General features: G+C 39.8%; 12 protein-coding genes. 9 read left to right on the top strand and 3 right to left on the bottom strand.

What is annotated here, in order from left to right:
- From ABF87_RS10800 to ABF87_RS10760, 9 genes are all read left to right on the top strand, one after another.
- Positions 1-333: aminotransferase class I/II-fold pyridoxal phosphate-dependent enzyme (locus ABF87_RS10800; RefSeq protein WP_160829137.1), on the top strand; the 333-nt coding region annotated here is incomplete at its 5' end.
- A gap of 207 nt (positions 334-540) precedes the next feature.
- Entirely contained in the window at positions 541-1,554 is a 1,014-nt protein-coding gene (locus ABF87_RS10795; RefSeq protein WP_160829136.1) for an amino acid ABC transporter substrate-binding protein, read from the top strand.
- Between the two features lie 75 nt (positions 1,555-1,629).
- Positions 1,630-3,018 (top strand): ABC transporter permease subunit, encoded by a 1,389-nt coding sequence (locus ABF87_RS10790; RefSeq protein ID WP_160829135.1) that lies wholly within the window; start codon positions 1,630-1,632, stop codon positions 3,016-3,018.
- Positions 3,015-4,130 carry an amino acid ABC transporter permease gene (locus ABF87_RS10785; RefSeq protein ID WP_160829134.1) on the top strand — a complete coding sequence of 372 codons (1,116 nt, stop codon included), beginning with the start codon at positions 3,015-3,017 and terminating at the stop codon, positions 4,128-4,130. The genes ABF87_RS10790 and ABF87_RS10785 overlap by 4 nt, the downstream gene beginning before the upstream one ends.
- A 167-nt stretch (positions 4,131-4,297) precedes the next feature.
- Positions 4,298-4,753: an Lrp/AsnC family transcriptional regulator gene (locus tag ABF87_RS10780; protein WP_160829133.1), complete on the top strand. Its 456-nt coding sequence runs from the start codon at positions 4,298-4,300 to the stop codon at positions 4,751-4,753.
- A gap of 238 nt (positions 4,754-4,991) precedes the next feature.
- Positions 4,992-5,717, top strand: coding sequence for an amino acid ABC transporter ATP-binding protein (locus ABF87_RS10775; RefSeq protein ID WP_345789907.1), 726 nt, complete (start codon positions 4,992-4,994; stop codon positions 5,715-5,717).
- A gap of 357 nt (positions 5,718-6,074) precedes the next feature.
- Positions 6,075-6,800: an FCD domain-containing protein gene (locus ABF87_RS10770; RefSeq protein ID WP_160829131.1), complete on the top strand. Its 726-nt coding sequence runs from the start codon at positions 6,075-6,077 to the stop codon at positions 6,798-6,800.
- On the top strand, positions 6,793-7,548 hold the full coding sequence (locus ABF87_RS10765) for a glycyl-radical enzyme activating protein (RefSeq protein WP_160829130.1): 756 nt from the start codon (positions 6,793-6,795) through the stop codon (positions 7,546-7,548). The genes ABF87_RS10770 and ABF87_RS10765 overlap by 8 nt, the downstream gene beginning before the upstream one ends.
- Positions 7,549-7,552: 4 nt before the next feature.
- Positions 7,553-8,215: a pyruvate formate lyase family protein gene (locus tag ABF87_RS10760; RefSeq protein ID WP_160829129.1), complete on the top strand. Its 663-nt coding sequence runs from the start codon at positions 7,553-7,555 to the stop codon at positions 8,213-8,215.
- Between the two features lie 316 nt (positions 8,216-8,531).
- On the opposite strand, the gene ABF87_RS10755 is transcribed toward ABF87_RS10760, so the two are convergent.
- From ABF87_RS10755 to ABF87_RS10745, 3 genes are all read right to left on the bottom strand, one after another.
- Complete coding sequence (locus ABF87_RS10755) at positions 8,532-9,521, bottom strand: metallophosphoesterase (protein WP_160829128.1); 990 nt, start codon at positions 9,519-9,521, stop codon at positions 8,532-8,534.
- Positions 9,514-9,993, bottom strand: coding sequence for a DUF523 domain-containing protein (locus tag ABF87_RS10750; protein ID WP_160829127.1), 480 nt, complete (start codon positions 9,991-9,993; stop codon positions 9,514-9,516). Before ABF87_RS10750 ends, ABF87_RS10755 begins: the two co-directional genes overlap by 8 nt.
- 253 nt (positions 9,994-10,246) lie before the next feature.
- On the bottom strand, positions 10,247-11,092 hold the full coding sequence (locus tag ABF87_RS10745) for an NAD(P)-binding protein (protein WP_160829126.1): 846 nt from the start codon (positions 11,090-11,092) through the stop codon (positions 10,247-10,249).
- Between the last annotated feature and the right edge of the window lie 297 nt (positions 11,093-11,389).

Raw genomic sequence — 11,389 nt, 5'->3', positions numbered from 1 at the left:
GTAATTGAAAAAAATTTAGAAAGTGAGGAAGGAAAAAATTTATTACAACACCTTTTAAAAATGACAAAGCGAATGGAAAAGGGACTTTTGGATTCAGGGTATGAAATTATAGAGAGTGACCACCCTGTCGTGCCATTGATGCTGAGAGATACAAAAAAAACCTCCGAGGTGGTTCAATATTTATTTGAGGCGGGTATCCTGGCAACGGGGTTAAATTTTCCAGTTGTACCCAAGGGGGATGAGGAAATTCGATTCCAGATTTCAGCTGATCATACGGAGCATGATATTGATTATGTCCTGGGGGTTTTAAAAAAATACAAAGAAAAAACATGAAAATATTCTAAACAAGCTGCAACGACTTAATTCAAAATATATTCAATGGGGTGTTGCCGGCTTTAAACAAAGGTATTTTTTGAGAACGATTGGTTCTCTTTTAACCATTAACCTATATGTAGAGGTGGTTTGAATAAATTTGCATTTTGACTTTTCAAAATGTAGATTGTCTGTTTAATTAATTTTATATTTTAAAGGAGCACAAAAATGAAAAAAGTTTTCAAGGTTACTGCAATTTTATTTCTCTTTATCTGTTTTTTAGGGTCGTCGTCATCAGCAGATATTCTTAAGGATATTAAGGAGCGAGGCTATGTAAAAGTAGGGGTGATGCCAGTGCTCCCCGGTTTCAGCTATATAGACAGTAAAGGTGTGCATAAAGGCTCTGAAGTTGATTGTGCAAAGGCACTTGCTGCTGCAGTTGGTGTTGATATCAAATACAAATCCCTGGATCAGAAAACCAGATTCACAGCCCTTCAGTCAGGAGAGGTTGATGTTATCTTTATGCTGGCAACATGGACCATGAGCCGTGATACAAAAATTGGTATGGAATGGCCACGAGTTACCTTTTATGACGGCCAGAGTTTTATGCTTCGCAAGAGTTTAGGGATTACAAATCCTTTGGAATTAGATGGTGTGACTGCAGCTTCCACGGCAGGCAGCTCTGCAGAACGTAACACGGCTGACTTTTTCCTTGCAAATAACATGAAGTACAAATCACTTGTTTTTGATAAACATGATGATACCTATCGGGCATACGACGAAGGCCGAGCCGACCTTATGGTTGGAGATCGGTCCCAGCTTGCATCTCGACGAGCTGCCATGAAAAATCCGGAAGAGCATATAATTTTAGATGAAATGATTACAAAAGAGCCTTTAGGTCCTGTGACTGCAGGAGGAAACCCAAAATGGACTGAAGTTGTAAGATGGACAATGAATGCATTGATTACGGCTGAAGAAAAAGGCATCACCCAGGCCAATGCTAAACAAATGGCTGCAACTTCTGTTGATCCTGAAATAAAACGTCTTCTTGGCGTTTTAGACACTCTGGGACCAGATATGGGTCTTGAAAAAGATTGGGCATTAAACGCGATTCTGGCCGTTGGTAACTATGGTGAGATATTTGAACGTAATATTGGTAAGAATACGATTTTGAAACTTGATAGAGGCGTAAATAACCTTTGGACAAAAGGTGGATTGATGTATTCTCAACCCTTTAAATAAATATTTATAAATTTCAATGCTAAAAGTGCCGCCAGTCTGAATTATATTGCTGGCGGCACAAAAGGTTGAGTACCAATGAAGAACAAAGAACGACATGTAGTTGTGAAAGAATTTTCCCGGTTTCAGAATTACTCATTTCGTATGATTTTTTATCAGATAACGTTTCTGCTGACAATTCTGGGTACAGGGTATTGGCTTACCAGCAATATTATCAAAAATATGATTCAACGAGGAATATCCTCTGGTTTCGGTTTTATGATCAAGGAATCCGGATTTGATATTAGTGAGACGATTCCATTGCCTCTGATTGAAGGAAGAGGGCTCTTTATTGTTATTCTATTCCTGGCATATGTTCTCGGCTTTATTCTTGTTTATTGGCGGGCTCACAGTAAAGGCGAGAAAATAAGCCCCCGTGCCAATAAAGTTTTAATCGCAGCTTTTTTCCTGATTGGGGTGCTGGGGTCATTGTTCTATTTGATGGGTGATTCCATTGCATGGATTGGATTCAGTCAAGTAAGCAGTTATAGCTTTGCCATACTGACGGGCGTTTTAAATACATTGAAACTGGCTTTTGCCGGCTGTATCACAGCCACCATTGTTGGTTTGATGGTTGGAATAGGAAGACTTTCACCGAATTGGTTATTAAAACGACTTTCGGGTATCTATGTGGAAACCTTTAGAAATATTCCCATATTACTGCAAATTCTTTTCTGGTATTTTATCGTTATTGGCGTTCTTCCCAGTGTGCGGCAAAGCATTAATTTTTATGATATGTTTTTCTTGAATAATCGTGGCGCCTATTTTCCCATGGTGAATCCTTGTGAGGGTTTTCGTCCGTTTATGCTAGTCCTTGTTTTAACGATAATATCGATCTGTTTCATGGGTCGATATAAAAAAAAGAAAATAGAGCTTGAGGGAAAAGAATTCAAAATTTTTTATCCTTCTCTATTCATTTTTGCAGGTTTATCTTTGTTTTCCATTATGGTTTTTGGGACACCAATATCCTTGAGTTATCCGATTTTAAAGGGTTTTAACTTTCAAGGGGGACTGGTTTTAAGCCCAGAATTTGTGGCAATGTTTTTAGGGCTGGTTATCTACACGTCTGCATATGTTGCTGAAATAGTTCGAAGTGGTATACAGGCAATTTCCAAAGGTCAGATTGAGGCAGGACTGGCTCTGGGGCTTAAGCGGGGACAATTGTTGCGGCTGGTTGTTCTGCCACAATCCTTACGGGTGATTATTCCACCATTGACGGGACAATATCTTTCTTTGGCCAAAGATACCTCTTTGGGCGTGGCCGTGGCATATCCCGAGCTGGCAAGTGTCAGCGGCACCATTATGGCAGTATCCGGTCAGGTTGTAGAAGTGTTAGCATTGACGATGTCAGTCTATTTAACAATAAGTCTTCTGATATCATTGTTCATGAACTGGTATAATACCCAAATTACAATGGAGGAGAGATGAATACTTGCGTTTCCAAAGTGGTAGATATTGATGAAGACGCTATTGGCCCGCCAAGGTTGGAAATCGGTATTCTCGGCTGGCTGAAATCAAATCTTTTCAGTTCATGGTTAAACACTACAATCACCTTTATATGCCTTTGGATTAGTTACAATTTATTTGTATTCATTACCAAATGGGCTGTTATCGGTGCCTCATTTGGCAAAGCACCGGAAAATTGTAAAGATTGTTCGGGCGCATGCTGGTCCGTTATCAGGGATACATGGACACTTTTTTTAATGGGTCGATACCCCTCTGAAGAACGGTGGAGACTGCTGGGGATTCTTTTTATTGTAGGGGCTCTGATCATCGTATCTTTTTTCAAAAAAGTGAGAAACTGGAGAGGAAAATATTATTTGTGGGCATTTTCAATTATTCCCATCCTGATATTACTCAAAGGCGTTGATGTTTTTGGGCTTAAGGTAGTTGATACTGAATTGATCGGCGGCCTTTTGTTAACGGTTCTTTTATCCATCATCGGCCTTGGGTTTGGTTTTCCTCTGGGTGTTTTATTGGCTTTGGGAAGACGCAGCAGGGGGCTTCCTATCATAAAATGGATTTGTATCGTTTATATAGAAGTCATTCGAGGGATACCCATTGTCAGCATGCTCATCATTGCTTCAATTCTTTTACCCTTGTGTCTGCCCTCTGATGTTTCCCTTGGCCTCGTTTTAAGGGCCCAGGTGGGTATCATCCTTTTTTCGGCAGGGTATATTGCTGAGATTATAAGGGGGGGGTTGCAGGGAGTTCCCAAGGCCCAAGAAGAAGCAGCTTGGAGTATTGGCCTTAATTATTGGAAAACCATGGTATTCGTAATTTTACCCCAGGCCTTACGCATCGTTATTCCTCCTTTGGTGAGCATTTTTATAACATTCATAAAAGCGACTTCACTTGTCACGGTAATTGGTTTGTTTGATTTGTTAGGCATGGCCGGGGTGGTTGCTGCAAATCCAAAATGGTTGGGTAAAATTGTGGAGGCATATGTATTTGTTGCTGCGATTTACTGGGTCATTTGTTACTCTCTTTCCAGGTATGCAATGAATATAGAGAAACAACATAAAGCAAGAGAGCATTAATATAGGTTAGATATTTGTTAAAACTTTGTCAAAAAAAATGATATCATTATATCCTTTGGCTATAGGATATAATGTTGACAAATTTTATCGTATGCACTAATTTTTTCAAGTATTTGCGGAATCGGGTTATTATAATTTGCATAAAATATTAATTGAATTGTGATTATATGAAAAAACAAGAAATAATAGAACTTGATGAGCTGGACAAAAATATCATTAAGGAGCTTAACAAGGATGGAAGGGTATTATACCGAGAGATAGCTCATAAATTGAAAATTTCTGAAGGGTCAGTTCGCTATCGAATAAAAAAAATGAAAGAATGTGGTTACCTGAGGATTGTTGGCGTTGTTGACCCTTTGTATTTTAAAAATAATATCAATGCTTTGATTGGAATAAATTTAGAAGCCCGGGCCCAGCGAGAAGAAGTTTTGAAAAACATATCCGATCTTAGCGGAGTAAAGTCGGTCTGCTCTCTAACTGGGCGCTATAATATGATTGCAGAAGTCGCTTTTCAATCCAGAGATGATTTAAGAATTTTCCTTGATGAAGGCCTTGTCCAGATTAATGGCATCAGCAATACAGAAACCTTTATATATTTGTCAGGGATCGGTAAATGGGTCTGATCCTTGATGCTAAATTAATTTTTTACCATAAATACAGGCGATTGTTTGTTTATAGAATGCTGTAATTGTCGGGAAGGGCAAAAGTATCCATTCTTTTTACCATTGTTTAAAAACAAACGCTATCCCATTCAGGTTTTAAATAAGGGCCTGGTTTTGTCAATTCATTTTAAACTCAAGGAAAGGTTTTTTGATCATGGTAGTTTCAAATAATATAGAATCCCAGTTTTCGGATGAGAAAATAATAGAAATTGATAACCTTCATAAATGGTATGGTGATTTTCACGTACTCAAAGGAATCAATTTGACTGTGAAAAAGCAGGAACGAATCGTTATTTGCGGCCCCTCAGGATCTGGAAAATCCACATTAATCCGTTGCATTAACCGGCTTGAAGAACATCAGCGCGGTTCAATCATTGTTGATGGTGTTGAATTAACAAATAATAGTAAAAATATTGAAAAAATTCGTACGGAAGTCGGCATGGTGTTTCAAAATTTTAACCTTTTTCCGCATTTGAGTATTCTTGATAATCTTATTCTTGGACCTGTCTGGGTGAGATCCATTTCTAAAATGAAAGCCCGGGAAAAGGCCATGCACTATCTTGAAAAAGTGCATATTGCCGAGCAGGCCCATAAATATCCGGGACAATTATCAGGAGGACAGCAGCAAAGGGTGGCCATCGCTCGAAGCCTGTGCATGAATCCAAAGGTCATGCTGTTTGATGAACCAACCTCTGCTCTTGATCCCGAGATGATTAATGAAGTATTGGATGTCATGATCGACCTTGCCCATGAAGGCATGACCATGATTGTCGTCACCCATGAAATGAATTTTGCCCGGAAAATGGCTCACCGGATTTTTTTCATGGACCATGGAAAGGTTGTGGAAGAAAACACCCCCGATGAATTTTTTGAAAACCCCCAGGACGAAAGAACTAAAACCTTTATAAACCAAATACTGGCTTAACGAATGGCTATTGGTTTTTGAGGCTTTTGTCCAGGTGGCTAAATTATAAAATTTCAGACCCGCCCCTAATTCAGGTGATGGTATCTCGGATGGAAGCGGGTTTGGTGAATAGAACGGCTCGTGATATATAATTTTATTCTTCCAGGACATTAACAACGGCAGGTTACAAACTATCCTGCCGTTGTTGATAATTCCCCCCATATTTTTTAAATCCACATTAACCAAATAACACCCAGACCTTTATCTTGTTCGTTCTGTTTTTTTGGTATTTGCCTTGACGATTTGATATTGAAAGATTAAACTGTCCGACAGTTTGATCGTTTGGTTGGGCTGATTTTTTAACCCGGGATAAATTTTATGAATGTTCAATTTAAAAAAATGAAACCCTTGAAATCATACCAGCATGTGGTGGATGAAATTGTAAAGGCTATATGCGATGGAAAGCTTAAAGCAGGGGACAGGCTGCCGCCGGAAATGAAGCTTAAGGAATTATTTGATACCAGCCGGGGAACCATCAGGGAAGCGCTCAGGGTATTGGAGCAAAAGGGATTGATTGCCATTCGAACAGGGGTGAAAGGGGGAGCCAGGGTCCTTGAGGCAAATACAAAACCCATGAGTGACAATGTGGCCATCCTCATCCGCCAGCAGAAAGTATCTCTGCAAAATCTGGCAGAATTCAGAGAAATGATGGAAGGCCATATTTCAGAGCAGGCAGCAAAGATGGCTGATAAGAATGATATAAAGGTCTTAAACACCATTTTATCACAGGCTAAGGATCATATAAAAACAAAGCCATCGAGCTGGAAAGAGTTCCACAAGATGGATGCAAGCTTTCACAGGTTATTGGCCCAAATTGCGGGGAACCCTCTTCTTGAGGCAAATCTTGTTGCCGTGCACGACAATATCCAGATTTATTTTCATCAGTATCTGCCCTGGAGCGAGGCATTGCTTCTTGATAATTATAAGGATTTATGTGATATCGCAAAGGCAATAGAACAAAAAGATCCCATCCTTGCCTGCAGGCTTGCCAAAGACCATGTGTCAAAATTCAACGAATTGATGGAGAAAAATTTGAATGATTGAAAACCCCTATATCTTTAAAATCCAAAGATATTGTATCCATGATGGTCCCGGCATCAGAACCACGATTTTTTTCCAGGGCTGCCCCTTGTCCTGCCTCTGGTGCCATAATCCTGAAAGCCAGGCCATGCCCGTTAAAAGCGATAAAAAAAATATAGACAAGTTGGCTGATTTCTTGATGGAAGAAATAGAAAAAGATCTCATTTTCTATGATGACTCCCGCGGCGGGGTGACGTTTTCAGGTGGAGAGCCCCTGTGCCAGCCCCAATTATTATTCAGGCTATTAGATCTTTGCCGGAAAAAAGAAATTCATACCTGTCTGGATACGTCGGGGTATGGCGATAATAAGATTATTTTAAAGGCTGCAAAAAAAGCGGATCTGTTTTTGTATGATATTAAATTATTGGATACAAAACTCCATGAAAAATATACAGGAAAGAGCGTTGGTCCTGTTCTTGAGAATTTAAAGCAATTGTCAAAACAAAGGGCTGCGATTCGATTGCGTTTTCCTTTCATCCCCCAGATGACGGATACCAGTGAAAACATTGGCAGTATCATTGCTTTTTTAAAGGAAAATACAATTTACCGGGATATTCATATCCTGCCCTTTCACAAGGCAGGCGAAGGGAAATATTCATCATTGAATATGAAAAATCAGATGAAAGATATAAAGGTGCCTTCCCAAGAAAAGTTGACCAGAATAAAAGAACAATTTGAATCCAGAGGATTCAATGTAACCCTGGGCGGATAAAATAATGGCGGATAAAAAAATGAATTCAAGAATAGAAGACTTGCGAAAAAAGACCCGGGAGAAACCAGTGACCATCTCCCATGAAAGGGCGCAACTGGTTACTTCTTTTTATGAAACCTATGTCAGCATGGGTGAATCCATCACCGTTCAAAGGGCATTGTGCCTGAAACATATCCTTGAAAATAAAAAAATATGTATTGATGATAATGAACTCATTGTCGGAGAACGCGGGCCTGAACCCAAAGCCGTTCCTACTTATCCTGAAATCTGTCTGCATTCTTTAAACGATCTTGAGATTCTAAACTCAAGACCCAAGGTGGCCTATAAGGTTTCTGAGGAAACAAAGAGAATTTATGCGGAAAAGATTATCCCGTTCTGGAAAGGCAAAACCATAAGGGAAAAGATATTTAATGCCATGGATGATCCTTGGATTGATGCTTTTAATGCCGGGATGTTTACCGAGTTCCAGGAACAGCGCTCCCCGGGGCATACTGCCGGAGGAGACCTGATTTACCAAAAAGGGTTCAATGACCTGAAGCAAGAGATAAGGCAATGTCTCGGGGGCATTGATTTTTTTAAGGATAGTGAGGCCCTTGAAAAACAGGAGGTCTTAAAATCTCTTGATATTGCAGCAGATGCCCTGATTGTTTTTGCCTTCCATAATTAACTCTCAAAATTTATTATTTTTATTATCATCTCAACAAGGGTGTCCTTACTTTATTTGGTTTGACTAAATTGTTTTTTTTCACAGAATCAAGGCGACCTCCTATTGATATATTATATTTGGTCATTTTTTATTTTAGAGTAGAAATATATAATAGATTTTACTTTGTCAATAATTTTATTAAAATATTTTTCTTTTAAAGTAAAGCTATACAAAACACAACCAACAAATTCATAACACCCATTATTCTGGTGATGAATTAAAACCCGGCTTTAACAATTTTTTGTAGAGTAAATGTCTCGAATGGATGGGGGGGGGGTTATTTTTTCCGGTGCAGCCGCAGCAATGTAATTTCACTCTGGGTATTGAATCTAACGGGAATCCCGACAACGCCAACTCCCTGACCCGTGTAACCCGTCATTTCAGCATAATGCCAGACACCTCGATAATATTTTTTCCCATAACGAAGATGCCGGATCACGGGTATTCCTCCGGGAAGGCAGATCTGTCCACCGTGGGTATGGCCAGTGAGATAAAGGCTATAACCATTATCAGCGGCCAGATCAAACAAGGATGGTGCATGAACCAAAGCAATTTTAAATCCTTCCGGGGATTCTTTAAGCGCCTGTAAAGATTGTTCTCCATAGTAATAATAGGGATCATCCAGCCCTGTTACTGAAATCCGGCTGCCGCCACGATCAATATCAATCGTTTCGTTGACCAGCATTGTAATCCCTGCCATCTCAAAGGGCTCAACCATGGCGCAGGTATCGTGATTGCCCAGGACAGCCATAATTCCATCCCTTTGCTGAATACAAGGAACAATTTGATGCAGCATGTCCAGTATTTTTTTAAAACCACCCCTTGTACCTACCCTATAATCTCCCGTTAAAACGCATAGATCCACTTTGAGCCCATCAATTTTTTCACAAATTTTTTTATCCATTTCAGGGAGAGAATCAAGATGAAGATCCGTCATATGCAAAATTGTGTATCCTTCAAACCCCGCGGGGAGATCATCAAAATAAAGATCAACTTTGTTTAACACTATATTTTGAGCATTGGCAAAACCCTTCTTAAAAAAAGGAGTAAGTTTTAAAAGCACTCCAAAAATCCGGATAAGAAGCCCAAACAAAGACCACTTGATTCGGACTTTCTCACCATATTTACGATATTTATAATTGCCGGCTTCCATAACCGACCGGGCCTTTGCCCAGATCAGACGATTTTGTTTTTTTATTTCAGTTCCTGGCTTGTCCACGTAATACCTTTTTTTTAAATTTTGGGCCTTACCCACAGAATTATCCATAATACAGGGCCGCCTGGTCCAGTTCATTCTCTGAAAAAATCTTGACTCCATTTTGTTTTAACAGAGCAGATGTAACCCCAAAGCCGGGTATAAGATGGGATGCAAATTGGCCGTCATAAATATTATGCGCACCACATGAAGGACTTTTTTCCTTTAATATGGCCACCTCAATGTTAAAACGCCTGGCAATACTGAGTGCATATTCAGCGCCTCTGATAAAAAAAGAAGTGACATCGCAGCCATGGATATCAAGGACCTTTGCCATTCCTTTTAACACGTCCAAGCCATTGCCATTGACAATCCGGGCCTCGGGCCTGGGGATTTTCAATCCCCCTGAAACCTCAGGACATACCTTCACAAGCAAGCCCTTATCGCCCCATCGGCTCAACACCTCATCCTTTAAAGGTGCCCTTTTACCATCATATCTGACCCGGTCTCCTGCAAGGCAGGCACTTATTAATATTTTTTTCATATTGGAACTATATAAAATTATTCTAACTTTGTAAAATAATCATTGACACGTGAAAAATTTCATGTAATGAATGAGAATTCATTTTTAATGAACAGGAATAAGGATGAAATACTTTTAGACTTATGGCATACAATATTTTTGATAACTTTCTATTTTTATTATTCAAAATAATTATTAATCATCATGGTAGAACTTGTTTTAAAAAAAATATTATTTGGAATATGTCAATGAGCATCAATTCATTATCGGACATTTACAATTTAAAATAATTAATTTTTGTAACATCAACAGCAGGAGGATATTTAAAAATGACACAAGTTATTTCCGATCGAAGGGATATTGAATTTGTAATCCATGAGCAGCTTGAGGCAGAAAACCTTGCCAAGCTCCATGAAAATTTTGCTGATTTTAATAAAAAAACCATCGACCTTGTCATTTCAACATCCCTTAATACATCCATTCCCTGAACGACACTATCAAGGTCACTTCCCGGGATGGGTAATCTTGCCGGTGATGATGTCCCAATAGCTAAAAGAACGGAATCAAAATCATCCATAAGTCTTGCAAATTCAATGTCTTCACCCAAAGCCTGGCTCATCTTAAAGACCACCCCCATTGCCTCCAGGAATTCAACGGCATTGTCCACATGAAGGGACGGTAACCTGAAAGAGGGAATGCCATAGCGCATCAAGCCCCCTGGTTTTTCGGCTTTATCAAAAATGGTAACACTATGTCCCTTGGATCTGAGCTCAAAACCAGCCATAAGCCCGGAAGGACCGGATCCAACAATGGCTATTCGATGCCCTGTTTCATCGGGAATATCCGGCAGTTGAGTACAAATATCAGCCTGGATATCAGCCAGATAGCGTTTAAGCGCTCTGATATGAACAGCTCCATCCAGTTGAGAGCGCTCGCAGGCTTGTTCACAGGGATGATGGCAGATTCGACCGAGAATGGCTGCAAAGGGTGTATGAAGACGCAACTCTTCTGCCGCTTCTTTTTCCATTCCCCTTGCCATATAACGAACATAACCCTGGCAATTCATATGCAAAGGGCAAGCTGTTCTACATGGGGCCAGCGACAACCGAAGATTATCCATTATACATGTATCCACACATTTCCCGCATGCCGTACAAAGGTCGCGGTCAACTTTTATATTGCTGTTTGAAATCATTTTTTCACCTCTGCTGCGTCAAATCCTTTGACTGCTTTTTTACTGATCTGAATATCACGATTATCCTCACCTTTATTGAGAATAAGGTGGCAAAGCCAGTTATCATCATCTTTATCAGGAAAATCCGTGCGTTGATGGGCATTCCCCCACCTGCTTTCCTTTCGTTCAAGGGCAGCGCTGGCAGACAATGTGGCACAGGTCAATATGTGCTCGACCTCATAC

The organism is Nitrosomonas sp. JL21, assembly GCF_009833095.1.
In the GTDB taxonomy this organism is placed as follows: domain Bacteria; phylum Pseudomonadota; class Gammaproteobacteria; order Burkholderiales; family Nitrosomonadaceae; genus Nitrosomonas.
The sequence above is the reverse complement of the archived record's forward strand: the minus strand, read 5'-3'. Positions and strand labels throughout refer to the sequence as shown.

Bases quoted from the DNA above. Each gene is read 5' to 3' on its own strand.
- ABF87_RS10780 (WP_160829133.1), top strand. From the start codon at position 4,298: ATGAAAAAACAAGAAATAATAGAACTTGATGAGCTGGACAAAAATATC.
- ABF87_RS10760 (WP_160829129.1), top strand. From the start codon at position 7,553: ATGGCGGATAAAAAAATGAATTCAAGAATAGAAGACTTGCGAAAAAAG.
- ABF87_RS10755 (WP_160829128.1), bottom strand. From the start codon at position 9,521: ATGGATAATTCTGTGGGTAAGGCCCAAAATTTAAAAAAAAGGTATTAC.
- ABF87_RS10745 (WP_160829126.1), bottom strand. From the start codon at position 11,092: ATGGATAATCTTCGGTTGTCGCTGGCCCCATGTAGAACAGCTTGCCCT.
- ABF87_RS10790 (WP_160829135.1), top strand. From the start codon at position 1,630: ATGAAGAACAAAGAACGACATGTAGTTGTGAAAGAATTTTCCCGGTTT.
- ABF87_RS10750 (WP_160829127.1), bottom strand. From the start codon at position 9,993: ATGAAAAAAATATTAATAAGTGCCTGCCTTGCAGGAGACCGGGTCAGA.
- ABF87_RS10795 (WP_160829136.1), top strand. From the start codon at position 541: ATGAAAAAAGTTTTCAAGGTTACTGCAATTTTATTTCTCTTTATCTGT.
- ABF87_RS10770 (WP_160829131.1), top strand. From the start codon at position 6,075: ATGAATGTTCAATTTAAAAAAATGAAACCCTTGAAATCATACCAGCAT.
- ABF87_RS10785 (WP_160829134.1), top strand. From the start codon at position 3,015: ATGAATACTTGCGTTTCCAAAGTGGTAGATATTGATGAAGACGCTATT.
- ABF87_RS10765 (WP_160829130.1), top strand. From the start codon at position 6,793: ATGATTGAAAACCCCTATATCTTTAAAATCCAAAGATATTGTATCCAT.